The 24692-nt window shown below is 67.9% G+C and carries 22 protein-coding genes and 2 pseudogenes; 10 read left to right on the top strand and 14 right to left on the bottom strand.

Going from position 1 to position 24692, the window contains the following annotated elements; genetic code table 11:
* Nucleotides 1-48: 48 nt before the first annotated feature.
* The 4 genes from OG698_RS01685 to OG698_RS01670 all read right to left on the bottom strand — a co-directional run bounded on the left by OG698_RS01685 (nucleotide 49) and on the right by OG698_RS01670 (nucleotide 5423).
* Nucleotides 49-2097 carry a beta-galactosidase gene (locus OG698_RS01685; RefSeq protein WP_406100957.1) on the bottom strand — a complete coding sequence of 683 codons (2049 nt, stop codon included), beginning with the start codon at nucleotides 2095-2097 and terminating at the stop codon, nucleotides 49-51.
* Between the two features lie 54 nt (nucleotides 2098-2151).
* Nucleotides 2152-3492, bottom strand: a complete 1341-nt coding sequence (locus tag OG698_RS01680) for an ABC transporter substrate-binding protein (protein WP_406110764.1) — start codon at nucleotides 3490-3492, stop codon at nucleotides 2152-2154.
* 66 nt (nucleotides 3493-3558) lie between these two features.
* Nucleotides 3559-4491 carry a carbohydrate ABC transporter permease gene (locus OG698_RS01675; protein WP_406100955.1) on the bottom strand — a complete coding sequence of 311 codons (933 nt, stop codon included), beginning with the start codon at nucleotides 4489-4491 and terminating at the stop codon, nucleotides 3559-3561.
* 5 nt (nucleotides 4492-4496) lie between these two features.
* Entirely contained in the window at nucleotides 4497-5423 is a 927-nt protein-coding gene (locus OG698_RS01670; protein WP_384249803.1) for a carbohydrate ABC transporter permease, read from the bottom strand.
* Between the two features lie 253 nt (nucleotides 5424-5676).
* On the opposite strand from OG698_RS01670, the gene OG698_RS01665 reads away from it, so the two are divergent.
* Entirely contained in the window at nucleotides 5677-6681 is a 1005-nt protein-coding gene (locus OG698_RS01665) for a LacI family DNA-binding transcriptional regulator (RefSeq protein WP_406110762.1), read from the top strand.
* Between the two features lie 192 nt (nucleotides 6682-6873).
* Here OG698_RS01665 and OG698_RS01660 read toward each other — a convergent pair whose 3' ends face one another.
* From OG698_RS01660 to OG698_RS01640, 5 genes and pseudogenes are all read right to left on the bottom strand, one after another.
* Nucleotides 6874-7152, bottom strand: coding sequence for a Ku protein (locus tag OG698_RS01660; protein WP_406100954.1), 279 nt, complete (start codon nucleotides 7150-7152; stop codon nucleotides 6874-6876).
* Complete coding sequence (locus OG698_RS01655; protein ID WP_406111731.1) at nucleotides 7053-7274, bottom strand: hypothetical protein; 222 nt, start codon at nucleotides 7272-7274, stop codon at nucleotides 7053-7055. The genes OG698_RS01660 and OG698_RS01655 overlap by 100 nt, the downstream gene beginning before the upstream one ends.
* A 175-nt stretch (nucleotides 7275-7449) precedes the next feature.
* On the bottom strand, nucleotides 7450-7971 hold the full coding sequence (locus OG698_RS01650) for a hypothetical protein (protein ID WP_406100952.1): 522 nt from the start codon (nucleotides 7969-7971) through the stop codon (nucleotides 7450-7452).
* A gap of 491 nt (nucleotides 7972-8462) precedes the next feature.
* Nucleotides 8463-9253 (bottom strand): annotated as a pseudogene (locus OG698_RS01645) (IS5/IS1182 family transposase); the annotation flags it as partial.
* A 135-nt stretch (nucleotides 9254-9388) separates the two neighbouring features.
* The gene (locus OG698_RS01640; RefSeq protein ID WP_406100951.1) at nucleotides 9389-10150 is read right to left on the bottom strand and encodes a GNAT family N-acetyltransferase; all 762 of its coding nucleotides are present in this window, start codon (nucleotides 10148-10150) and stop codon (nucleotides 9389-9391) included.
* A 1498-nt stretch (nucleotides 10151-11648) separates the two neighbouring features.
* Here OG698_RS01640 and OG698_RS01635 point away from each other — a divergent pair.
* A complete protein-coding gene (locus OG698_RS01635; RefSeq protein WP_406100949.1) occupies nucleotides 11649-11879 on the top strand; it encodes a DUF6480 family protein in 231 nt (76 codons plus the stop codon).
* Between the two features lie 604 nt (nucleotides 11880-12483).
* Here the strand turns inward: OG698_RS01635 and OG698_RS01630 are convergent.
* Nucleotides 12484-13920: an IS1380 family transposase gene (locus OG698_RS01630; RefSeq protein WP_406110760.1), complete on the bottom strand. Its 1437-nt coding sequence runs from the start codon at nucleotides 13918-13920 to the stop codon at nucleotides 12484-12486.
* Between the two features lie 950 nt (nucleotides 13921-14870).
* On the opposite strand from OG698_RS01630, the gene OG698_RS01625 reads away from it, so the two are divergent.
* From OG698_RS01625 to OG698_RS01615, 3 genes are all read left to right on the top strand, one after another.
* Nucleotides 14871-15842: an alpha/beta hydrolase gene (locus OG698_RS01625; protein ID WP_406100947.1), complete on the top strand. Its 972-nt coding sequence runs from the start codon at nucleotides 14871-14873 to the stop codon at nucleotides 15840-15842.
* Between the two features lie 336 nt (nucleotides 15843-16178).
* Complete coding sequence (locus OG698_RS01620) at nucleotides 16179-17303, top strand: PP2C family protein-serine/threonine phosphatase (RefSeq protein ID WP_406100945.1); 1125 nt, start codon at nucleotides 16179-16181, stop codon at nucleotides 17301-17303.
* Between the two features lie 183 nt (nucleotides 17304-17486).
* Nucleotides 17487-17618 (top strand): hypothetical protein, encoded by a 132-nt coding sequence (locus OG698_RS01615; RefSeq protein ID WP_406100944.1) that lies wholly within the window; start codon nucleotides 17487-17489, stop codon nucleotides 17616-17618.
* A gap of 218 nt (nucleotides 17619-17836) precedes the next feature.
* On the opposite strand, the gene OG698_RS01610 is transcribed toward OG698_RS01615, so the two are convergent.
* The 4 genes from OG698_RS01610 to OG698_RS01595 form a co-directional block, all read right to left on the bottom strand.
* Nucleotides 17837-18187, bottom strand: coding sequence for a hypothetical protein (locus OG698_RS01610; RefSeq protein ID WP_406100943.1), 351 nt, complete (start codon nucleotides 18185-18187; stop codon nucleotides 17837-17839).
* A 697-nt stretch (nucleotides 18188-18884) separates the two neighbouring features.
* Complete coding sequence (locus tag OG698_RS01605; protein ID WP_406110758.1) at nucleotides 18885-20060, bottom strand: PP2C family protein-serine/threonine phosphatase; 1176 nt, start codon at nucleotides 20058-20060, stop codon at nucleotides 18885-18887.
* Nucleotides 20061-20275: 215 nt separating this feature from the next.
* Entirely contained in the window at nucleotides 20276-20509 is a 234-nt protein-coding gene (locus OG698_RS01600; RefSeq protein WP_406100942.1) for a hypothetical protein, read from the bottom strand.
* A 142-nt stretch (nucleotides 20510-20651) separates the two neighbouring features.
* Nucleotides 20652-21566, bottom strand: a complete 915-nt coding sequence (locus OG698_RS01595) for a LysR family transcriptional regulator (RefSeq protein WP_406100941.1) — start codon at nucleotides 21564-21566, stop codon at nucleotides 20652-20654.
* Nucleotides 21567-21667: 101 nt separating this feature from the next.
* Between OG698_RS01595 and OG698_RS01590 the strand changes: the two genes are divergently transcribed.
* The 5 genes and pseudogenes from OG698_RS01590 to OG698_RS01570 all read left to right on the top strand — a co-directional run bounded on the left by OG698_RS01590 (nucleotide 21668) and on the right by OG698_RS01570 (nucleotide 24616).
* Entirely contained in the window at nucleotides 21668-22672 is a 1005-nt protein-coding gene (locus tag OG698_RS01590) for an NADP-dependent oxidoreductase (protein ID WP_406110756.1), read from the top strand.
* 237 nt (nucleotides 22673-22909) lie between these two features.
* Nucleotides 22910-23197 (top strand): annotated as a pseudogene (locus OG698_RS01585) (transposase family protein); the annotation flags it as partial.
* Nucleotides 23198-23446: 249 nt separating this feature from the next.
* Nucleotides 23447-23671, top strand: coding sequence for a hypothetical protein (locus OG698_RS01580; RefSeq protein WP_329580114.1), 225 nt, complete (start codon nucleotides 23447-23449; stop codon nucleotides 23669-23671).
* 295 nt (nucleotides 23672-23966) lie between these two features.
* Nucleotides 23967-24098, top strand: coding sequence for a GNAT family N-acetyltransferase (locus OG698_RS01575; protein WP_406110754.1), 132 nt, complete (start codon nucleotides 23967-23969; stop codon nucleotides 24096-24098).
* A gap of 353 nt (nucleotides 24099-24451) precedes the next feature.
* Entirely contained in the window at nucleotides 24452-24616 is a 165-nt protein-coding gene (locus tag OG698_RS01570; protein ID WP_406111729.1) for a hypothetical protein, read from the top strand.
* Nucleotides 24617-24692 lie beyond the last annotated feature (76 nt).

Below are 24692 nucleotides of genomic sequence, written 5' to 3'. Positions count from 1 at the left end.
CAATGTCGTTGTGTGGGTGGGGTGTCGGTGGTGCGAGAGCGGGTGGATTCAGGAGGCGGACTGCCGCAGGACGGCGACCTGGCGGGGCGCCAGGACGAGGCCGTCGCCCTCGGACCGCGGCGCGACGAGCACGTCACCGGTCAGGCCCGGCAGCGCCACCTGCTCGTTGCTCCGATTGACCAGGAACAGATAGCGGTACTCCATGTCGCGCCGCACGGCGTGTTCCACCAACCCCCGTGCGGCTTCGGGGAGTTCGCTGGTCACCCCGGCGGGCGCGAGCAGCTCGGGCAGCAGCACGGTCAGCCCGTCGACGCCGAGCCGGGTGGACACGTACGTGGCCGAGCCACGGCCCGTGCCGCGCCTGGTGACGGCGGGGCGCGACGCGTACGTGCCGGTGCGGTAGGCCGCCAGCACCTCGACGTCCGTGCTGGTGACGGAGATCCGGTCGGTCCACAGGCCACCGGTGGTGCCGTTGTCCAGCTCGACGGTGTCGCCGTCGAGCAGTGGCCCGAACTCCTCGATGCGGATGCCGAGGACGTCGCGCAGCGCGCCCGGGTAGCCGCCGAGCCAGACGTGGTCGTTCTCGTCGACGATCGCGGAGAAGTATGTGGTGACGAGGTGGCCGCCGCCCTCGACGTACCGGGTGAGTTCCTTGGCGAGCGGCTGTGGCACCACGTGCAGGACGGGCGCGATGACGACGTCGTACGCGGACAGGTCGGTGCGGTGGGCGGGCACCACGTCGGCGCGGTGGCCGAGACGAAGCAGCGCCGAGTACCAGTCGAGGGCCTCGCGGTGGTAGTCGAGGCGGGAGGTCGGGTGGGAGTCCTGCTCGCCGGCCCACCAGGAGTCCCAGTCGAAGAGGATCGCCACACGGGCGGGTTCGCGCTCGCTGCCCGCGATGGGGGCGAGCGCGTCGAGGGTGCGGCCCAGCTCGACGACGGAGCGGAAGAGTTCACTGTCGGCTCCGGCGTGCGGGACCATCGCCGAGTGGTATTTCTCGGCTCCGGCCGCCGACTGGCGCCACTGGAAGAAGCAGACGGCGTCGGCGCCGTGCGCGACGTGCAGCAGCGAGTCGCAGGCCAACTCTCCCGGTGTCTTCGGTGGGTTGACGGGCTGCCAGTTCACGGCGCTGGTGGAGTGCTCCATCAGGAACCAGGGGCGGTGTCCCGCGATGCCGCTGCTGAGGTTGGCGGAAAAGGAGAGTTCGTCGCGGTCCTGCGGTCCGGGAGTGACGTAGTGGTCGTTGGCGACGAAGTCGACCTCGTCCGCCCAGTCCGCGTAGTCCATGCCCTTGGTGCCCGGCATCACCATGAAGTTGGTGGTGACCGGCGTGTCCGGGGTGAGCTCGCGCAGGATCTCTCGCTCGGCGAGCAGGTGGTCCTTGAGCGCGTCCGACGAGAAGCGCTTGAAGTCGAGCTGCTGGGTCGGGTTCGGGTGCGAGGCGGCGAGCCGCGGCGGCAGTAGCTGCTCCCAGTCGCTGTAGCGCTGGGACCAGAAGGCCGTCCCCCAGGCGTTGTTGAGGGCGTCGAGCGTGGTGTAGCGGCGGCGCAGCCAGGACCGGAAGGTGCGGGCGGCGTCGTCGGAGTAGTCGTAGACGTTGTGGCAGCCCAGCTCGTTGTTGACGTGCCAGGCGACCAGGGCAGGGTGATCGGCGTAGCGGGACGCGAGGCGGCGGACGAGGTTCAGGGCGTGCTCGCGGAAGACGGGCGAGGTGGGCCGCCAGTGCTGCCGGGCGCCCGGCCACAGCGTCTCGCCGCTCGCGGTCACCGGCAGGATCTCCGGGTGCGCGGCGGTCAGCCACGGCGGCGGCGACGCGGTGGCGGTGGCCAGGTCGACGCCGACGCCGCCCGCGTGCAGCAGGTCCATGATCTCGTCGAGCCAGCCGAAGTCCCAGGTGTCGGCGGTGGGTTGGAGCCGCGCCCAGGAGAAGATGGCGAGGGAGACGACGTTCACCCCGGCCTCACGCATGAGCCGGATGTCGTCCGCCCACACCTCCCGTGACCACTGCTCGGGGTTGTAGTCGGCTCCGTAGCCGAGGCGCCGGGTGCCGTCCGAGCCCTTCGCGTACGGGAAACGGGAGGTGAGGGGGGCGGTCATGCGCGTCCTTTCGGGGAGCGGTCTTCCACAGGTGCGGTCGCGGGAGGCGGCGGGCTACTTCTCGACGGTGAAGCCCTGCTCGGTGCCGTACTTGACGGACGCGTCCTGCCAGGACTTCAGCCCGGCGGTGAGCTTGGTCGAGGAGACGTAGGCCTTGCCGACGGTGTCGTTGAAGATCGAGTTGGAGTACACCTGGAACGGCAGGTACTTCCAGTCGGTGGGCACACTCTTCGCGGACTCGGCGAAAACCTTGTTGGCCTTCTGGCCGCCGAAGTACGGGAACTCGGTGTTCTGGAACGACGAGGAGTTGAGGTCCTTCGTCGTCGCGGGGAACGCGCCGTTCTTGATGCGGGTCTGCACGCCCGCACCGGAGTTGGCGTACTCGACGAACGCGTAGGCGAGTTCCTTGTTCTTGCCGAGCTCGGGCAGCGCGAGGGAGCTGCCGCCGTTCTCGGAGCTGGTGTGCGCGCCCTTATCCCACTGCGGCATGGGGGCGACGCGCCAGTCGCCGGAGGCGCCCTTCACACCGGAGGCGAAGTTGGCGGGCATCCAGGCGCCGGTGGGCAGCGTGGCGATGGTTCCGTCGCCGAGGCCCTTGTACCAGTCATCGGTCCAGCCGGTGACGGGCGCGACCAGCTTCTCGTCGATCAGTTTCTGCCAGGTGTCGGTGTACTTCTTCGCGCCCGCGTCGGTGAAGTCGATGCCGACCTTGGTGCCGTCGACCTTGTACGGGTGCGAACCGGCCTGCCACAGCAGGCTGGTGGTCAGCCCCGCGTCGCCGGCGTCGCTGGTGATGTACGCCTTCGGGTCGGCCTTGTGCAGCTTGCGGGCGGCCTCGACGTACTCGTCCCAGGTCGTCGGGACGGCGATCTTGTACTTGTCGAAGACCTTCTTGTTGTAGAAGAGCGCCATCGGGCCGGAGTCCATGGGCAGGCCGTAGACGCCGGCGCCGGACTTCACCGAGTTCCACGGTCCGGGCGAGTACGAGTCCGCCAGCTTCTCGGCGCCGTACGCCTTGAGGTCGGTGATCTGCTTCGTCAGGGCGTACTGGCCGAGCGCGTAGTACTCGATCTGCGCGACGTCCGGGACGCCCTTCTTCGCCGAGATCGCATTCGACAGAGCCTTGTACTGGTCATTGTTGGTGCCCGCGTTGACCAGCTTGATGTCGACCTTCGGGTACTTCTTCTCGAAGTCGGCGGCGACCTGCTTCAGGGTGGGCTCCCACGCCCACACCGTGACGGTGCCTCCCTTCTTCAGGGCCGACTGGATGTCGGCCGAACTGACCTGCTTGTCACTCGAGCTGTCGTTGTCGGAGCCACCGCAGGCGGTGGCCCCGAGGGCGACGGCGCAGAGGAGACCTATGCCGCGCAGCAGGCGGCGGGAGTTCTTGGGCATGGGCATGGCTTCCACTTCTTCGTGGTCCTGCAGAGGGTGTACGGGGCGTGAACTGCGGTGCTGCGCCTACTCCTTGACGCTTCCGGCGGAGAGCCCGGACTGCCAGTACTTCTGGAGCAGCAGGAAGGCGGCGATCAGCGGCACGATGGTGAGAAGTGAGCCGGTGAGCACCAGGTGCGGTATGGCTTCGCCGCCGGCCGTCTGCGCCTGCTTGTTCCAGGAGTCCAGGCCGAGCGTGAGCGGATACCAGTCGGGGTCCTTCAGCATGATCAACGGCAGGAAGTAGTTGTTCCAGGTCGCGACCGTGGTGAAGAGCAGGACGGTCACGGTGCCGGGCGCGAGCAGCGGCAGGGCGACCTGGAAGAAGGTGCGCAGCTCGCTCGCGCCGTCGATGCGGGCGGCCTCCATCAGCTCGGTGGGTATCGCCTCGGTGGCGAACACCCACATCAGATAGAGGCCGAACGGCGAGATCAGCGACGGGATGATGACGGCCCACGGGGTGTCGGTGAGCCCTATCTTGCTGAACATCAGGAACGTCGGGACGGCAAGGGCCGTGCCCGGTACCGCGACCGCACCGATGACGACGGCGAACACGGCGCGCTTGCCCGGGAAGGCGAACTTGGCGAGCGCGTATCCGCCGAGGACCGCGAGGAAGGTGGCGCCGCCCGCGCCCACCACCACGTACAGGAGGGTGTTGAGGAGCCAGCGGCCGAAGACGCCGTCCTGGTACGTGAAGGTGTCGCCGATGTTGTGCCAGAGGTCGAAGCTCCCGTCGAACCACAGGCCGAACGAACGGGCCAGACCCTGCTGGGACTTGGTGGCACTGATCAGGAGCCACACGAGCGGCAGCAGACTGTAGACGAGGACGACGCCGGTGAGCACGGTCAGCAGGACGCTGCGCCGGGGGCGGCCGGGTATCCTGCGGCGCTGTGAACGCAGGCGCGGGGCGACGGACTTGAGCGGCGCCGTCGGCCGCACGGAGCCGGTGGTGGTGGTCATCGCGCTCACGCTCCCTTGCGCATGCCGCGCAGCTGGACCACGTAGGCGACGATCATCGTGATCATGCCCATGACGATGGCGACCGTCGCGGAGTAGTTCTGTTGCTGGCCCGCGAAGGACAGCGAGTACGTGTAGAAGTTCGGGGTGTAGTCGGTGGTGATCGCGTTCGGCGCGAGCTTCTGGAGGATGGCGGGCTCGTTGAAGAGCTGGAAGCTGCCGATGATCGAGAAGATCGTGGCGATGACGAGGGCGCCGCGGATCGCAGGGAGCTTGATGGCCGTGATGACGCGCCACTGTCCGGCACCGTCGATTTCGGCCGCCTCGTACAGTGAGTGCGGTACGACGCGCAGCGCGGCGAAGAAGATCAGCATGTTGTAGCCGACGAACTCCCAGGTCACGATGTTGCCGATGGACGCGAGGACCAGGTCGGCGGAGAGTGGGTCGGGCAGCTTCACGCCGAACGCGTCGTTGACGTCGCCGACCAAGCCGTAGCGGGTGCCGTACATGAAGCCCCACATGAGGGTCGCGACGACGGCGGGTACCGCGTAGGGCAGGAAGACGGTGATCCGGAAGAAATCCTTGCCGTAGAGGCGGCCGCTGTCGATCGCGAGGGCGACGAGCAAGGCGATGCCGAGCATGATCGGCACCTGGATCAGCAGAAACAGTCCGACGCGGAAGACTCCCTCCCAGAACTGGCCGTCTTGCAAGGCCTGTTGGTAGTTGTCCAGGCCCACGAAGGTGGTGCCGCCGATGAGTTGTGTGCGGAACAGGCTCAGATAGACCGAGTATGCGAGCGGCGCCAGGAAGACCAGGGCGAAGACGAGCACGAAGGGGCCGATGAACCCCCACCCCGTCCACGAGCGGCGCGCCCTGCGTACCGGTGGCCCGGCCGGTCGTGGCCTTGCGGCGGCCGGCGGTTGAAGCGTCGTCATCTCGCGTCCCTCGCTCGTACGTGCCTCGCGGATGGTGCTCGGATGGTTGCGTAAACATTCCGGCGCGCAAGCGACCGACAGGTATTATGTTTGCGTAAACATTCGGTGGCGGCATGTCTACACTGCCTCGCAGAGGACGGTCAAGAGTCGCCGTGAACGATCAACTCGACTGGTGAGGCCAACGGTGGGAGCAACGGACAGCGCCCCGAAGCGCGGCAGGACCGACGCCCGGCGCCGCACGCAGAACGCGTCGATGGCCGACGTCGCCCGGGTTGCGGGTGTCTCGTCCCAGACGGTCTCCCGCGTCTCGAACGGCTTTCCCGGCGTCAACGAGGAGACGCGCGAGCGGGTCCTCACCGCTATGAAGGAGCTCGGCTACCGCCCCAACAGCGCGGCGCGGGCGCTGAAGCGGGGCGACTTCCGCACCATCGGCGTGATCACGTTCACGCTCTCCACGACAGGCAACATGCGCACGCTGGAGGCCATCGCGACCTCGGCCGCGCAGGAGGGCTACGCGGTCACGCTCCTCCCAGTCGCGGTGCCCACCCAGGACGAGGTGCGCGGCGCGTTCTCACGCCTCGGCGAACTGGCGGTGGACGCGGTCATCGTCATCATGGAGGTCCATCTGCTCGACTCGGCGAGCCTCACGCTGCCGCCACACGTGAAGGTCGTGGTCGCGGACTCGGACGCCGATGACCGTTACGCGGTGGTGGACACGGACCAGGCGGGCGGCACCCGCGACGCGGTACGCCACCTCCTCGACCTCGGCCACCGCACGGTCTGGCATCTGGCGGGCCCTTCCGAGTCGTTCGCCGCGCAGCGCCGAACGGACGCGTGGCGCAGGGCACTTGAGGCCGCGGGCCGCGCGGTCCCACCGTTGGTGCGCGGCGACTGGTCGGCCGAGTCGGGCTACCGCGCGGGCCTGCGCCTGGCCGAACAGGGCGACTGCACCGCGGTGTTCGCGGCGAACGACCAGATGGCGCTCGGCCTACTGCGGGCCCTGGAAGAGCGGGGCCGCAGAGTCCCCGAGGACGTCTCGGTCATCGGCTTCGACGACATCCCCGACTCTGGCTCGTTCCAGCCACCGCTCACCACGGTCCACCAGGATTTCGCCGAGGTCGGCCGCCGCTGCGTGGAGAGCGCGCTGCGTCAGGTCCGGCAGGGCGAGGCGGAACCAGGTACCACGCTGGTGCCGACACGGCTGGTCGTGCGGGAGAGCACGGGACGACCGCCGTCGCGAGAAGGCGGGCGAGGCTAGGCAGTTCCGTTTGGAACAGCTGGTCGTTGGTCCGGGTGTGCGGTTGACTGACGTGCAGTGGGCCCGGATTGAGCCGTTGCTCCCGGACCGGATGCCGAAGCCGGTGGCCGGTGGCGGGATCACCCCGTGGCATGGCCGCAGCAGTGCGATCCGTACCCGGGAGCGGACGGCGACCTTGCACACGCCGACCTGTCAGTTGCGGGCGAGCGCTTCGACGAGCAGCGCGTACGGCCGGTCGGCCTGCGGGCCGCCGGGGCCGACGTAGTGCGGCCTGCTGTACGCGATCGGGTCGATGGCCTGCCCGGGCACGAAACCGAATACCTCCACGACGTGCCTCGTCGCCGGTGGCAGACGCGCCAGGTCCTGATCGGTCAGCGGCACCAGTCGTCCGTCCGGCAGTTCCCAGCCGCGCCCGACCTCCTCGTACGGGATTTCACGGTCCTCTGCTTCACAGAACCGGCGGTGCTGCACCCTGCGCTGTCCGCGGCATGGATCGCCTGCAGCCGGACGGGGTGTTCCTCGGTCGCCGAGAACAGCTTCACGGTCAGCACGACCAGCCCGAACAGGATCACGCCGGACCGCAGGGCCGTCATGCTTCCAGCGTCCATCGTCACCGCTCCGGGTGCACCTAGGCCGAGCTGATCAATCACCGAAGTGCTCCGGGCCCAAAGTCCACGCCGCGACGACGTCTGGGATCGGACTGCTGAGAGCTGCGTCAAGCAAAGGAGCGCCCCCGCCAGGCTTCTCACCGGGCGGGGGCATGCTCAGTCAGTCGAGGTCGATCGTGAAGCGCCTGAGGCCCGTACCGATCGTGTCGGCGTGGACCTGACCACGAGCCCGGTCGAATTTCCCGGTGCCGCCGGTGATCGCGTTGTCGAACGAAGGGGGCGGGATCGTCGGGAGGCCCTTGGTGAAGATGCCGAAGACCATCCCCTGCACGGTGAGCTGGCCGCCCGGGAGGTTGTAGGTCACGGCGCACACCTCCGCTCCGCCGTCGTATTCGACCAGGGTGGTGGTGCAGGTGCCGTTGGTCTCGCCGACCTCCTTTTTGTTGTCCTTGTCGAAGAGGATCGAGCGGAAGACGGTCCGATCGCCCTGGGCGGCGACGCCCCCGGGGTTGACGGGGAAGCGGGTCTGCTGTGAGAGGCGACCGATGACTGTGATGACCCGGTCCCGGCCCTTGGCGTGGGCGGAATCAATGTCCGTCGCGGCGGCCGCGACAGGGGCACTGGCGAGCAGGGTGACCAGCGCAGTGGCCGTGCCGAGGCAGGCTGCTCTGATGGGGCGCATCGAGTGGCTCCTGAGGTTGATGCTCATGGATGGTCGGTGACGCATTCATAACCTCGGCTCTGCCGCCGCCCCGGAACGTCCCGGCGCGACCCACCGGATGATCCAACCAATCGGACCACCCGGGACGAGAGACGGCCCGCCCGACCGGACGAGCCCTCTGGCACGCGAAAGGCCCCTGGCAGGGCACTGCTGCTTCCGCGTCCCGATCCGCCGCCCTTGCAAAAGGGTCCGGCACACAATCCGCGTGCCGGACATTCAGGCCAGTCGGGTCGGCGACTTGCGACAGGGGTGTCACAGCTTCGAAGATCGCTTGACCTTGCTCCAGAGGGAGAGGCGACTGTGTCTGAGCCGACCACATGAGCGGGCGGTCCGCGCTCGCTGGTCAGACCAGGACGAAGAGGGGGAGTTCGCGTGACCGCGACCATCGGTAAGTCGGAGCAGGGGCAGATCGGCATCAGGATCTAAGCCGGCGTTGAGGCGGTCAAGCGTTAGAACTCGATGGCCGCTCTCCGCTGTTCGGTGCAGCGTCGGAGTTTGCCGAAGTTGTTCATCCAGGAGTTCGTGCGCTCTACCACCCAACGGCCGCCGGTCTGGATCGGGGTCTTCGCGCCGCGCGCGGCGATGCGCGCGGCGATGCGCGCGGCGATCCCGCGGGCGGCCAGGTCGTCGTGGACCATGTGGTAGTCGTATCCGGCATCCAGAGCAAGACGCGGGTGCCTGGGCAGCGGCCCGAGGGTCGGCTCCAGGGCGGTGAAGCGGTCGAGGGTAGCGGGCAGCAGGGTGTGGTCGCGGGTGTTGGCCCGGTGACCAGCGGTTTGCCGGTACCGTCGGTCAACTGCGAGCGTTTCATGCCGAGTTTGGCTCGGTCGACCGGGATCCTGCCGGCGCACTCGCCACCAGAGGGCGCCTTGGTGATGCAGCCATCGGCGCTCAGGCGGTCGAGTTCGAGGCCGATCATGCGGTCGTAGGCGGCGAGCGCGACCATCCGCAAGGTCTCCATCACGCCGGCGGCGATCCACTCGTCGCGGCGCCGGCGCAAGGTGGTGGCCGAGCAGTGCTCGTCGGCGGCACGTTCGTATCCGCAGCCGAAGACGAGGACCTGCACCAGGCGGTCGAAGACGAGCGCATCGCTGATCCTCGGGTTGTGGCAGCCCAGCGGGTGCCGGTCCTCGCGCACGGGCAGCAGCGCGAGGAACTGGTCGCGGATCGGGGCGAGAATGCATGATGGGACAGCGACAGCAGGCACGGTCCCCCGGTGATCATGAAGCGTAGAGAGCTCCATGATCGGGCGAACCGTGTGTGCTCTGTTATCGCCTACTCGCCTACACCTTGGGGAAGTTGGCGTACTGTCGCTGGTTTGCATCCGAAGCCGGGCTCAGGGTGCCCGGCAGCAGTGAGCCCCGGTTCATCCCCGCCGTCAGCGGTTGAGGAAGGAGTAGCTGCGGCCGAGCTCGGTGAAGCCGCGGCAGGAGTACCACTCGCGCGGCCAGTCGGTCACGTCCGCGACGAGGAAGAGCTGGGGGATCCCGGCAGCGGCGGCCAACGCCAGACCTGTGGCGAGCAGGGTGTCTCCGTGGCCCTGCTTACGGTGCAGCACAGCGGTGACGAGGTCCTCCAGCTGAGCCAGCCCCGCGGTTCGGTCGAGGTAGAGGTCGGCCCAGGCCGCGATCTCCCCATCCGGTGTCCGGGCGGCCAGGAAGAACACCTCCTCGGCGCCGCGCAGGCGAGCGGTACGGCGCTCGGTGAGCTGTCGAGCGAGATCCTCGTCCAAGCCCCAGTCCAGCTGCTGGCGGAACACCGCCGCTCGCAGTTCGGCCAGCTCGACCGGGCGCGCGGCAGATTGGGGCAGCGCGCAGCCAGCCGTCTCCCGGGCCAGTATCAGCTCGGTGTCCCGGTCGTAGCCGGCCGCCGCCAGCACCGGGGTGGCCCGCTCCCCGAGCGCCTCGTCCAGCACCGTGATCCGGTACTGCTGGCGCGGTCCGAGGCCCTGGGCAGCCAGTTCGGGCAGTGCCGCCGGGTCGGCGTCTGAGGCGTGGACGATCAGTTGGTTGTGCTCCTGGGATTGGGAGAAGTCCGAGTCGCGGACGGCGAAGGCCCCGGGCAGCTCGACGGTCTCAGAAGCCTGGCGGCGGGCGAAAGCGGCGCGGAAGGCGGTCACGCGCTCAAGCAGATCCGACATCCTCGTCATGATCGTCCCGCCCACTGCCGCGGGCAACAACTTTTCCCTACCGGCGGACGCTCTGAGCTGGCAGGGCTCGCAGTGGCGGCGCTGCTTGCTGTCTGGTTCGTCCGAGCCATGGAGAGGTGGGGTGCCAAGGGAGCACCGGTTCCCGATCGGACGGGCCGGGACGTGCTGGTGCTGTGCGTGGCGGCGGCTTCCTCCGCCTCCATCGGGTACGGCTGCTCTCTGGTCGGTTTGCCGGTGGTCTGTGTGTCCCAGATGGTCATGGCGGTTCTCCTTGCGCTGCTGCTGATCCTGGGTGTGGGAACCGAGTGCAGCAAGCGGATCAGGAGTGAGCGACGACGGCGCCGTCTTCGGCGGGAGCGACTTCGCCGGCACGAGTCCCAGCGAGACGGCAGCGGCCAGGCCTGGGCGCAGGGGCCGTCAGCCTCAGCGGCCGCGCTGATGCGCGGGCGCTCTCAAATCCGTCTGTCGCAGACGCCGTCACCGCGCTGATCGCGGGCCCTCGCCGTCCTCGCTATCGGCCTCGCCGGATTCCGCAACGCGACCTCGCTCGATAGCCAGCCTCCCCGGCGCCCCGGGCCCAGGGCGGCCTCCCGCCGACAGGTGTTCTGGCGGACCAGATCATCTGAGACGCCGGGCGAATCGGACCAGATAATTTGAAACTGGGACCAGATCGACTGAGACGGGACAAGATGCCTCACTGTTGAACGCTCAGCTTGGAGTCACGGCGTCAGTGGAACCGGGCAACGAGCCGCACGTCGGATGCACCGTGCAGATCGCCCAGCGTGCGCATCACGCTCCAGGCGGGGCCCCGTGCGAGGCTTGACCGGCCCCTCTCTCCCGGCTTTGCGTGCCAGAGCTGTCGGTCTCCTGCCAGTTGGCAGCAAGCACTCAGACCAGGTGATCCAAGTGGCGCCACGCACGTCCGCGGCCGCGAATGCCTCATGTGCGGTGGTGAGGGCCGTGGACGCATCGGCCGGGAGACCCCGGTTTTCGGCGAGGGGCCGGAAGCCGCAGGTGTTGCCAATTCCAAAGAGGCAAGCGAGCGCGTCGTAGGCGTTGCCGATGTTGAGCAACCACAGATCGGTGGCGGCGTGCCATATCGAGTGCTGATCGTCAGGACCTCAGAGGCGGGCACCTGGCCGACACTCGATCATCCCGCTGACCTCGGTAGACATGCCTAGATCTTGCACGCCGGGCCGGCGTCGAGCACCTGGCTTCTTTCCGGCTGCTCGCGGGCGCAACTTGCGACCCCTGAAGTGCTCGGGCCAGCAAACGAGAACGCTCAAGGGCTTTCCAATGGAGAAGCCAAGCCTCGGCGCCTGTGTTGGGCCCGATGGAACGCGTTCTGGTGGGACTGACATTGATCAGCGGGTTGGGAAGGAAGCCAGAGCCGTCGGTGGCTCCTCGGCAACGCACCTCAATCCCCACGAACGCCACATGCCCTGTAGTGGCAGGCGAATCCTGTGGCGATCGGGGGAACTCGCACTACATGACTACTTCGACGAATCCGGATCCCCAGAGGGCCACAAGACTGGAACCCGGCAGGAGCGTGCAGCCGGGGGAGGCCCCGCCGGCCGAGGGCAGCATGTCGGGGGCGGGTCCTCAGGAGACTCACAACCCGTTCAGGGGATGGGCGAGAGCGCCTCTGACGCTGATTCTCGTCCTCGTGGTGCTGGTCGCGGCGTTCTTCCTCGCGTACGCGCTCGTGCTGCTGCTCTGATCGTGGGAAGCGCGGGCGCCAGGAGGGTGGGAGAAAGCTGGACGGCTACCCGGGCTCCCGTCGGCACGAGCAGGCGCGCGAGCGGACACCCGGCGTCCCTCACAATTCCGGGCGCCTTGGACGCTGCCGAAACCAGCACCGGATCCGTGCGCGAACGCTGGGCAATTCAGTCCATGGCCGGTGACGAGTACAGCGACTACGTACTGGCTGGCCGCCCGGCTGCAGCACCTGACGGGCAGCCGTGGTCCTCTCCGCAGCCTTCCTGATCAAATGGCTTCACGGAACTCTGGTCAAAGCCAGCAGTGGAGTCTCCTCCCGCTGTCGCTGTTGTTCACACTGCCGTGACCACTTCCGTACCTGCCATGGGGGCGCTGCAGGTTTCCCCAGTTCAGCTGCCCTGGTACGCCCTCTCCCACGCTCGTCACAACCCCTCTTCTCTCTCCTAACCACTAGCCTCGCCGTTTCGGTTGGGCTGAGGCGGCGTCGCTGATCGCCAACTGTTGGGTGGCCGACGTAATTTCGGTGCTTGGGCAGGTCGGAGTCCCGACGCGTTGGTCGGATTCTCCGGGTTCTTTCGGGTCGTGGGCGGACGGGGGTTTGCCAGTCAGCTGGCGGGTCGGGGCAGTGCGGCGAGGCGGTGGAAGGCCGTGGTCAGTTCGTGTCTCCAGGGCCAGGTCGCCGATATTCGCAGGTGGAGGCGGCGGCCGCCGCGGGTGAGGCGGGCGGCGACGTGCAGGAGCCGGTAGCGGAGTTTCTTCGGCTCGGCGGTGGCCAGCTCCCCGTCCAGGAGGAGGACACGGGTCCAGGCGAGCAGGTCGATCGCGGCGAGGCTGAGTTCGAGCCAGACGGCGTTGACGCCGAAGTCTCGGGAGGGGAAGCGGCCGAATCCGGTGGTCTTGCCGCACCGGATGTGGTCCTCGACAGTGGCATGTCCGCGGTGGCGGACCTCCAGGAACTGGGCGGAACCGTCACCGGAGTACGGAGTGTCGGTGAGGAACACCTGATGCCGTAGGCCCTCGTCCTGGTCGAACAGGGACAGCTGTGCTCCGGGGTGGGGCCGCTCACGGCGCACGATGATGCGGGTGCCGGCTGGGTAGCCGTCCAGATCGACCATGCCGGTCAGCTCGGCGACTTCGGCGCCATCACGCAGAGTCCCGTCCTGGTCCAGGGCGGGATGCCAGAGACGCTCGGGCATGGCCCGGACAGCGCGGCGGACCGGCTCGGTGATGGCGTATCCGACCGAGAAGAAGGTACGGATTCCTCGTTTCCGCACGTGGCGGACGTGGGCGAGGAAGGCTTTCGCGGATCCGGCACTGTCGGTGCGGACGAGGATGTCGGTGCCGTGCCGGTGCCCGTCGGGGATTTGCGCGAGTGCCTGGTCGAACACCGTGATGTGGTCGCTCGCGGTGTTGGCACCGGCATTTCCAGGACGCAGTCGGCCCGACAGTGCCTCGCCGGTGTTGGCCAGGAAGCACAGCAGCGGGTGGAAGCCGAAGCCGCCTTTATAGGTGGGTGCGGCCTGCTCCTTCTCGGAGTGGCAGGTGATCAGCGTGGCGTCGAGGTCCAGGACCAGCCCGGGCAGAATGCGTCCCGCGGCCCGGACTGCGGGTATGCCCTCGCCTTGCTCGGCGGCCTGCATCCAGGCGACTTCCCGAGCTTGGGCACGCGCCGAGCGCAGAGAAGCCAGTGTCCTCTCGTCGGTGTCGGCGAGCATTCGCCAGGCCGTCGGTGTCGAGGCGACCGAACCGAACACCCCTGCCTGGTCCCGCAGTACGGCCAGGTCCGCGATGGCCTCACCGCCGTCGGCGAGCATCACCGCCAGGTCGGTGGCGATCCGGCCGGGATCATGCCCAGTCCCGCGCGGCCGAAGCGGCCTGAGCGCGGTGGAGTACGAGGCGGTGAGCCCGGTGGCATCAGCGAGATCAGCCAGTAACCGTGCCCCGGCATGACCGACCACCCCCGAACCATCTGCACTGACCTGGATCTTGGGACGCAACCCGATAGCCTGCACGTAGAAAGTGCCCTCCGCCTGGACCGACAGAACCCCTCAGCAAGGTTCATCGTCCCAGGTCAGGAAGGCACTTTCGCGTTTCCGCCCCAACAGCCGCCGTCCCCAAACGAAACGGCGAGGCTAGCCCCTGGAGCCGCTTGGCACCGCCAGGTGCGAGCGGCACCAAGATCGTCAGCTCGGAAACCTTGCCCAGGCGGCTCCCGACCCGGCCCGCGCTCTCCACACGTGCCGGCGGGGTCCTAGACGCGTCCGCCGTCATCTCGGCGAGCACCCGCTCGAGCGCCGCTTTGCCCACCTCCGGCGCATCGGCGAACATCTCGCGCAGCTACTTGATCTGTTCCTCAGTGCTGGCTGCCTGTGTCGCGCTTGCCGTGTCTGCCATCTCCTTTCAACTTCCTTCGCCATCTCAGAATTTGGAGCCGAGAGAAGGAATAGTTGTGACTGCAGCACCTTGTTCGCGCTCGAAGCACCTACTGATCCAGTCTCATCCGAGAAATGGGGTCCGGCCACTCGGTTCTCCTCTCTTCATGGCGGATGGTGATCCCGGGAATCGCGCGCTGAACAGGTGAATCCGTCACACGCCTACCCGCCTGCGAACCCCGGCTCTCTCAGCGCGGCCAGAAAGAGAGTCAGGAACTCAGAGCAGGCGTGCGGGCACGCAGAGTCAGGACGATGACGGGCGCTGCCACCTCGCCGCTGGGTAAAGCGGAGTCGACATCGCGAAGTGCTGCTAGGCCTTAACCCCCCAGCTCATGGCCTTCTCGATCTTCATATTGTTCAGTTCCTCGTGTCCGTCGACGCAGCCCTCGTATCGGCGATGGATGACCTCAGGTGAATTGCCCGCGCGGCGGGCCACCTCGCACCCCGGCGTTCAGCAAGCTCGTGATGCAGGGCCAAAGTTGCGCCGATTCGCTGCTGAGAGACGATGGGAGAGGGGTTGGCCTGGCCGTCACGATCGAATTTGAGGCAGGAGGCGCACCGTGGCTACTTCTTTGTCGCTCCCGACGCCGGTCCTGGAGCCCGCGGCCCAGGAACTGGCGGATTCCACCAATCCGCACCCGCGCCTCTACGAAGTCCCACCGGAGAACGGCCGAGAGATCCTTGATGGTCTGCAGGCGGGCCAGGGGGTGGCCAAGCCCGCGGTGGATGAGGAATGGGTGAGCATCGACGCAGGCCAGTACGGCCAGGTCCGAGCCCGAATCATCCGTCCCCAGGGGGCGACGAAAACCCTCCCGGTGGTTTTGTATATCCACGGCGCCGGTTGGGTGTTCGGCGACGAGAGAACTCACGACCGACTGGTTCGGGAACTGGCGACCGGATCGGATACTGCGGTGGTCTTCCCGGTCTACGACCTGGCCCCCGAGGCGAAGTATCCCACTCAGATCGAGCAGAATTATGCGGTCGGTAAGTGGATCGTCCAGAACGGCGAGGAGCAGAACCTCGATGTCTCCCGGATCGCGGTATGCGGCGATTCGGTCGGCGGCAACATGTCCGCCGTCTTCGCGCTGATGGCCAAGGAACGTGGTGATGTTCGCCTGGCGGCCCAGGTGCTGCTGTATCCGGTCACCGATGCCAACTTCGACACCCCTTCGTACGAGCAGTTCGCCGATGGCTACTACCTCACTCGCGACGGGATGAAGTGGTTCTGGGACGCCTACACAAGCGACGCCGAGCAGCGCGCCGAAATCTATGCCTCGCCACTGCGCGCCGACATCGAGCAACTCCGTGGTCTTCCCCCCACCTTGGTCATCACCGATGAGGCCGATGTGCTGCGTGACGAAGGCGAGGCGTACGCGTCCAAGCTGCGCGAGGCGGGAGTGGACGTCACGGCGGTACGAGTGCTGGGGATGGTCCATGATTTCCTCATGCTCGACAGCCTCCGCGACTCCAAAGCAACCGTTGTCGCACGCACGCTGGCCATCGAAGCGCTGCGCCGAGCACTCCATCCGTAGCGGTCGGCGTCGCAGACAGTCACGGTGGGAGGCGACGCAGGTCTCGACGGCCCGGCCGGGGCGCTGCCACAGATGGAACCACGCATCCGACTCGTGGGCCGTGCGTGAAGGCCGGCCAGGGTGCATCAGAGAAGTAGCGGCCGCGACCATGCCGACATCGCCGCGTGCTGAGTGAGCTGGAGGTGCGGATCGACGGCATCTCGGGACGAAGCTGTTGGGTACGGCTGCATGTGCTCAGCCCCGTACAGCGTAACGTGCTCAGTGCACATGGCTGATTCAGCGGGCGGAGCAGGTGACGGCTGTGACAGGGCCATGGCGCGCAGGTACTGATGGACGATGCGTCTTAAGCGGGAGTTCCGTCGGTCGTGGCAGCCGCGTCATGCGTTGCTGGCGCTTCCGCTCTGCCTGATCGCGGTCGTTACGGTGGTCGACACCCTGGCACCGCCCGACGTGCACCTCGGCCCGTTGCTGGTCGCCGCCCCGGCCGTCACGGCCGCTATCGGTGGTGCCCGGCTCGTGGCGGCTGTCGGCGCCCTCGCGGTAGTGGCGCAGCTGGTGATCGGTGTGGCACGCCGTGGGTGGCCGCTCACGCTCAACCACGAGATGCAGATCCTCTCCCTGGCCATTGTCACGGCGGTCGTCGCGACTTTCTGCTATCTGCGCGAGCGTCGGCAGCGGGAACTGGCGCAGGTACGTTCGGTCTCAGAGGCGGCGCAGCGTGTCGTGCTGCGTCCTCTTCCCCCTCGCCTTGGCCCGCTGAAAGTGGCCTCCGTCTACCTGGCCGCCGAGGCCGAGGCCCGCATCGGAGGCGACCTTTTCGCCGCCGCCCGCGTCGGCGAGGGGACTCGGATGATCATCGGCGATGTGCGAGGCAAGGGCCTGAGCTCCATCAGCGACGCAGCCCTTCTGCTCGGCGCCTTCCGTGAAGCAGCCCACCAGCACGCCGACCTGGCCGGACTCACACGGCACCTGGAGGGAAGCGTCACCCGCGACCTGGCCGAACTCACCGAGACAGACCAACGCGCCGAAGAGGACTTCATCACCGCTGCCGTCCTGGAGATCCCTGACCACGAGCCCGTGATCCACGTGATCAACTGTGGCCACCCACCGCCCCTGCTGGTACGCGGTCAGCATGTCACGCCGCTCATGACCGACCAGCCCGAAACTCCATTGGGTCTGGGCGAGTTCTCGACGCCCAGATACACCCCCGACGTGTTCCCACTGGAGGCCGACGACATCGTTCTCCTCTACACCGACGGTGTCATCGAGGCCCGCGACAAGGCGGGCACTTTCTACCCGCTCGCCGAACGGATCACCTCGTGGGCTGCGGGGGACCCCGAGACTCTCGTCCGGAGGATCCGGGACGACCTGCTCGCTTACAGCGGCGGCAGCCTGGGCGACGATGCCGCCATGATCGCGCTCCAGCGCGCCCCCAAATCGGCCGCCTCCTCATCGTCCTAACTCGTCCGTCCCGCATCTCGGTCCATTCTCATCTAGTGCGTGAGCCGGGCACCCTGATGGAGCGTCGCGGAGTGGGTGGGACGCCGAGAGGGCCGCCCGGGTGCGCCTGGTTGCCATGTGCGCCGGGACCCGATCTGATTGAACTGCGCTGCCTGGACGGAGATTCAGGAGGGGCGGCTGACGGTGGCCACGGCGCTCGTCGTGCAGCAGGCGATCGGCCGGTTCAAGGAAGAGGCGGGGGAGTCGCGGTTCGACGTGGAGATGGCGTTGAAGCGCGCGGCGCGTCACCCCGAGCCTGACGCTGCGGCGGCCTGACGAGCGCGGGGGCCGATACGCCCTCATCCGGCCAGGCCTTCAACTCGGTCCATGTAGCGTCCGCGGCCTGCTCCGCCAGTGCGATGTGGGCGCTCGGAATGGCGCTGTAGCTGCCGATCCACGATCGGAACTTGCGTTCCGCCGTTGTGAGGTTTGACCACCGGCCATCGATGACCGTGCGGCCCGCGGTCGTGGTGAGGGTGAGGCGGTAGCGGTGGTCATCCACGGGTGTATTCCGCCTCGGTGAGTGGGGCGGTGAGGAGCGCGGTCTCGACGCCGGCGTGCCGTACCGCGTCGCGAAGGCTGGATAGGGCCTGAGACTCGGGCGCGGGCGTCGCGTCCGTTTTGGTGGTGGCGATCATGTGGGGCGTGCACGTGTCGATCCAGCGCGGGCCGGTCCCGGGGACGGCGACGATGCGGGTGGCCGTCGCGGGCCGGCCGCAGGCGACGCACGGCCGAGGGGTGCGGCCAATCCTGGCGAAGGCCTCCGCCCCACTGGTCGTTTCCGGAGCGGGTGGAAGCTGGCGGGGGTCCACATTCAAGATCCGCGGCGTGCTGCTGGCATCCATCGCTGCTCTGTTCTGTTCGCCCCCTGGCTGCCGTGGTCGGCGAGCAGCCGCAATATCGAACGCATGAACGGCTCCAGTGCTCCGACACGCCTCTACATGCTGCGCTTCCTGGAGCGTGCGCAGGTCGGAGACCTGGACCGCACCCGCCGATGGATCGCTGCCGAGGAACGCCGCGAGACAGAACGCCAACGTGGCGCGCAGGCTCAGCCGCCGGCCCCGGACTGGCTGATCGAGATGGGCCTGGGCGGTCGAGACCCTGTGTACGTCCACGTCGGCGGCTGCCGCATGGCAGACACCTCACGATGCCAACGCGTCAAGCTGCAGCGGCGAGTTCGGTGGGGAAAGCGGTCTGCTCGTCGAACAGCTTGTGGTGCTGGAGGCAGTGGTAGAGCTGGCCGATCATGCGGTTGAAGAGGTTGCGCTGGGCGGCCACGGCTTGGCCACCGCAGGCTGGCGGCGTGGAGTATCCCGTGGCTGTCGCGCTCGCCGAGGCCGTCCCGCCTCTGCCCTCGGGGCCGGGCTGGTGGTACGAGATCAAGTTCGATGGGTCTCCAGACACCTCGTGATGTCTCATTCGGGTAGGTCCCGGGGCCGCCCGTAGCGGCTGGGGAAGGGGCGGGAGCTCAGGCTTGCAGGAGGAGGCGCGGTGCGAGAGCTGCTCAGCGGCAGCCCGGCACCGTCCAGGAGAGCACTCTGGTCACGGCTGCTGTTTCGTGCGCCTGGCTGAGGCTTGTTGGGTGTCCGCGCCGGAGTTGACGTGTCGTTGAGTCTCCTGCGGGCCGTGCCAGTCCAGGCACATCACGGTGGCGTCGTCTTCGAGCCGCCCTTCGGCAGCGTCCCGGACTGCGGACGTCAGCATCAACGCGGTCTCCCGCGGGTGCAGGCCCCGGGTGCGCTCCAGCAGGGCAGGCAGGTCGACCTTCTCCCCATGCCGTTCGACCATGCCGTCGGTGAACATGAGTAGACGGTCACCATGGCGCAGATCGAGATCCTGAACACGGTAGGGGAGGGTCGTGAACTCCGACAGCCCGAAGGGATGGTCCACCTCGCAGGTGATCACCTCCACAGTGCCGTTGCGCATGCGCAGTGGCCAGGGGTGTCCCGCGTTGACGAGCTGGGCCCGCCCGGTGTGGAGATTGATGCGCAGCAGCTGCCCGGTGGCGTGCCCGTGGCCGTGGTCGACGAGTGCCCGGTCGGCCCGGTGGGCCTGTTCGGCCAGTCCGGCTCCTGAGCGGCGGGCGCCACGCAGGGCGCTCACGAGGACCGTGGCAGCCAGGGCCGCATCGAGGTCGTGGCCCATGGGGTCGGTCACCGACACGTGCAGTGCGTCCCGGTCCAGGGTGTAGTCGAAGGTGTCGCCGCTGAGGTCTTCGGAAGGCTCCAGGCTCCCGCACAGCGTGAACTGCGCGGCCTCGCACGACAGAGACGAGGGAAGCAGCTGGTACTGGATTTCCGCTGCCAGGGTGGGTGGTCTGGAGCGTTTACCCCAGGTGTAGAAGTCGGTGAAACGCCCGTTGGCGATCACGATGTAGGCCAGGACATGGGCGGCTTCCCCGACCTCATCAAGGACGTCCTCGCCGGGATCGGCCGGCAGGAGCAGTTCCAGCAGCCCGATCGCATCCCCCCGGTTGGTGACCGGCACGATCACCCGTTGCCCCTGGCCGGTCACCTCCTGATAGAGCCGCTGGGTGCGGACCACCTCCTCGTAGACACTGCCGAACAAAGGGATCCGCTCCACCTCCCGCCCATCCTCCGCAGGGGCGGTCGACAGCCGCGCCACCGCCTTCCCGGTCAGGTCCACGATGAGGAAAGAGACCTTCGTGGCCTCGAAACGCCGCCGCAGGTCCTCCGCGATCACATCGACGGCATCCACCGGCGCCGCCGTCTCCGCTGCCGTCAGCAACCGGGGAAGTCCACTCTGCCCACCACTCACGACCGCAGTCCCTTCCACCAGCCCCGCCTACCAGCCTGAGAATCACCACACCGAGCGTCAACACCTGAAAAGCCACAATAAGTGCAGATCGCCGCGATATGTGTTCACGGAAATGAGCTTGTTCCCCGACGTCCGCCCGCGGACGCAGCCGCCGGTCAGGTCTGGTTGGTGGCGTAGCGGGCGAGGAGCATGCGGACGGCGGCGGTGATGTAGCGGTCGATGCTGTCGTCGGGCGTCGGCATGAGTCGCAGCATGGCCTGGTCGGGGATGAGGACCATGCTGTGGGCGAAGAGGGTGACGGTGACCTGCGGGTTCCAGGCGCAGGAGCCCGCGGTCGGAGAGGTGGCCGAAGGCGCGCAGCCCGCACTGCTCCAGGCGCTGGGGGCCACGTTCGTTCCAGGCACCCGCGGGGCGCCTCGCACATCGCGAGTGCAGGGTGCCGAACTCGCAGCGCGGCGATCTCGCGCAGGCACAACCCTGCTGCTTCTCGCAGGCATTGAAGGCTCCGCTCCGCTCAGACTCGACCCAGTTTCACTGGCGGGCCGCTCTGAGCTCGCGGATCAGGGCGCGGACGGAGGCGCTGGAGGCCAGCTCCGGGGTGGTGATGTAGCCCACGGAACGGGTCGGGCGCTCGGGTCCGAGATCGGTGATCTCGATGCCGGCCGGTGCCTCGTTCAGCGAGAGCGCGGGCATGATCGCCATGCCGAGACCTCTGCTCACCATTGAGAGCACCGCTCCGTCGTCCTCGGTCAGGACGGTCGCCTTCGGAATCCAGTCCTGTCCGGCCCACCACTGACGGGTGTAGGAGCCGCAGTTCTCGTGCCAGTCCACCAGCGGCAGGGAGCGCGGGGCGGGGTGGCCGGCCGGGTGCACCAGCGAGTAGGGCTCCTCGATGAGTACGTCGCCGATGAGCCCAGCGGGCACGGGCGAGGTGGCGCCGACCGTTGCGATGCCCACGTCCGCGCGCCCCTCGACGACCTCGCCGGCGGTGCCCGCGCCCAACTCCCGGACGACACGCACCTCCGGTTCGATGCCGGGGTGGCGGACGGTGAGGCGCTCCAGGACGGGCGGCAGCAGGTAGAGGGCGGCGCTACGGAAGGCGGCGATGCGCAGCGGGCCGGCGACCGTCCCCCGCTCGGCGCCGCGGGCCTCTGCGGCCAGGGTGTCCAGGAGCCGCAGGATCCGGCGGGCGTGGGCGGCAGCGGCGGCACCGGCCGCGGTGGGCGTCGCGCCCTTGCGGCCCCGCTCGAAGAGGGCCGCTCCGACTTTGCGTTCCGTCCCGCGTATGGAGTGCGAGACTGCAGACTGGGTCAGTCCGAGGACCTTGGCGGCTGCCGAGAACCCGCGCTCGCGGTCGACGGCCACGAGGATGCGGAGCTCGTGCGGGGCGAGGTCGGTGGCGGCAGCCGCAGTGGGTGCGGGGGCTTTGGGGGCTGCGGCTGTCATAGGGGGTCCCACCTGCTTCTATGAGGGCCCTTCATGGATCGGCCCGTTCCATGAGCGCAACCCTCTCCCTGGCCTCCGCATTCCTTCGTACGGTCACCGTCATGACCGAGACCGCGCTCACCGTGCACCAGACCGCCCGCCCCCATGGCTTCCCTACCCCTGACCACTTCGCCTTCGTCGAGTCCGCGATGCCGCAACCCGGCCCGGGAACGGCGCTGGTGGAGAACCTGTACTGGTCGGTGGACCCCTATCACCGCGAAATGATGGACGGGGACTTCGCGCTGAACGCTCCCCTGGAGGGCCGCACCATCGGCCGGGTCGTGGACTCCCGCGACCCGGAGCTTCGCGAGGGCGAGATCGTCTTCCACCGGCAGGGCTGGCGCACCCACACTGTCGTCACCCCCGAAGAGGCGCGTGCTGTCCCCCGCTTCGACGGCGTACCGCTCTCCGCGCACCTGAGCATCCTCGGCGGCACCGGCTTGACCGCCTACGTCGGTCTCACCCGCATCGCCGAACTCCGCGAGGGGCAGGACGTGTTCGTCTCGGCGGCGGCCGGCGGTGTGGGCACGGCCACCGCGCGGCTCGCCCGGCTGATGGGTGCGGGACGGCTGGTCGGCAGCGTGGGCAGGGCGGCGAAGGCCACCTACCTGACCGAACACGTCGGCTACGACGAGGCCTTCGACTACCACACGGGCCCGATGGCCGAGCTGCTCGCCAAGGCGGCACCCGACGGTATCGACCTCTACATGGACAACGTCGGCGGCGAGCACCTCGAAGCGGCGATCTCCTCGCTGCGCGAGCACGGACGGATCGTGCGGATCGGCACGATCGCCCAGTACAACAGCACCGGCAAGCCCTACGCCCTGCGCAACCTCCCCGACATTGTCGAGAAGAGCCTGCGCATGGAGGGCTTCTTGGTCCGCAACTACCGTGACGTGCAGGAGGAGTTGTACGAGTTCGTCGTGCCACACCTGCAGAGTGGACACGTCACGCTCGATGAGACCGTGGTCGACGGCTTCGGCAGCATCGTGGACGGGTTCCTGGGGATGTTGCGGGGCGAGAACCAAGGCAAGATCATCGTTCGGGCGGCCGGGGTGGACGTCTGAACGGACCGACAGTTCGTCCTGGCCTTCGCTGAGGGGTGCAGGCTGCGAGGCATCGCACGGCAGGCATGGGGGCAGGCATGGGAACGGGCGGAAGATCGCCGCACGGGGCGGTGTATCGCGGCGCCGTCGGGATGTTGACCATCTCAGCGCCTTCAGCAGAGCGCATGCGCTCCGGGAGCTGGTGAGGTTGGCGGAGGAGATCAAGGCAGACCAGAGGCGGCCGCGGGGCAAAATGCTGTGGTGACCGTGCTGCGGCGCGAGGGTGCGGACGCGACTCGCAAGGGCCGACCGTGGGGCCTGCCGCTGGAGGACCGGGTTCTGCTGTTGGCGGCCTACTGGCGGACGAACTTGACGATGCGCCAGCTCGCCCCGCTGTTCGGTGTGTCCAAGTCGGCCGCGGACCGCATCATCGACCACCTCGGGCCCATGCTCGCGCTCCAGCCACGCGAGAGGTTCGCCAAGGACGCCGTACTGATCGTGGACGGCACGCTGGTCCCCACTCGCGACCGTGTCCGAGCCAGTCAGCGAGTACATCCGGGTTGGTGAAGGTGCCGGAGTGTTCGTACGTTCATTGAGACTGGACAGCCGCGCCCGATCTCCTCCGATTCGCTTGTGGTCTCGTTGGATCGGGATCGCTGATTTGTCTGCAGGGAGCCGTTGCTTGAGGGCTGCGTAGGCAATACCGGCCGTGGGCTTCGGCTTTCGCCGCCCCAGCCCGGCAGGAGTCGACGGCTATGTGCCTGGCCTGGTCGCACCGCCTCCTACACTCACGGGATGAACAGCTACACATGTACCCAGTGCAGCACCGTCGGTCTGGTGGAGGGTTTCGTCGAGGATGCCGGCGAGCACTCACGCGGGTATGCACGCTGGATCGAGGGCGCGTTGGAGCGGGGGATTCTCGGGGGCGCCAAGCGGATGGGCCGACTCCGGCGGCAGATAGAGGCGTTCCGCTGCCCCAAGTGCGGGCACCTTGAGCTGTTCGCCACAGGCGAGGTGTAGTTGGCCCCCGCTCTCCCAACTCCACTACAAACGGCCGCGCGGCGCGCGCCGCCGACATCTGGCTTGCTCCACGAGTTTCGGATCTAGCTCCAATGCCGTGTAGTTAGTTGTTGATCAAGTTCTGCGTTCGGTTGGTCTGTAGCCTGAGGTGGTGCTGATCGGCGAGTTATCTGACCTGCGGTCCCGGCCGGACGGGGAGGATGTTCAAAGCTTGCTGGCCATCGCTGTCGGCCCTGTACCGGGACGGCTGGCTCAGGTCGTTGAGGGCTACCGCACTGATTCGGCATTGCGGTAGCTGGGTTTCCTGCACGACAACCGGGCTGTCGCTGTCCTCGGCCTGTGCATGGTGGAGAAGGCTGCGACCGTCGTCCACATCGCCGTGGCCCCTTCCGGCCAGGGACAGGGGCTGGGGCGTGAGCTGCTGTAGGCAGCTGTCACGAAGTTCGACCTTCGCCGGATCACGGCACGCACTGATACCGAGGCAGTCGGTTTCTACCGGCGGTGCGGGTTCTCGGTGTGCAGTCTGGGTGAGGTCTACCCGGGTGTTGAGCGGTTCGACGGCACGCTGGACGTCATCCGTGCATAGCCGGGTGGCCGGCGGAGGCGGGCACGGGCCTTGTGGGGAACAGAGCTGGGAGCAGCGGCGCTCCGCGCCGCTGGGTGGGCTTTGTGGGTAGGGGCGCTCCGCGCCCGTTGGCTGGCGGGCCGCTCCGCGCCCCGTGAGGGCGGTTGGGTGCTTCGCACCCGAAGGCGGCTGGCGCTTCGCGCCGTGGGCGGGGGATGGAACGGCACTGGGCCAGGGGCAGACAGCTCTCCGACACGCGCAACCTGCACAACCGTTTCAACGCTCTGCTAGGGCAGGCGCGCGCGATCATGCACATGGGTGGTGTGCCCGTCTTCACCCCCGAGTCCCCGCAGCTCCCCGAGGCGCGGCGCTCACAGTGAGTGCTGTGGTGAGTGCTCACCGCAGCACTCACCACGACGTCACAACCGCTCGGCGCCTGGTCACACAGCGCGCAGA

It is taken from the genome of Streptomyces sp. NBC_01003, assembly GCF_045162695.1.
Lineage (GTDB): Bacteria > Actinomycetota > Actinomycetes > Streptomycetales > Streptomycetaceae > Streptomyces.
The sequence above is the reverse complement of the archived record's forward strand: the minus strand, read 5'-3'. Positions and strand labels throughout refer to the sequence as shown.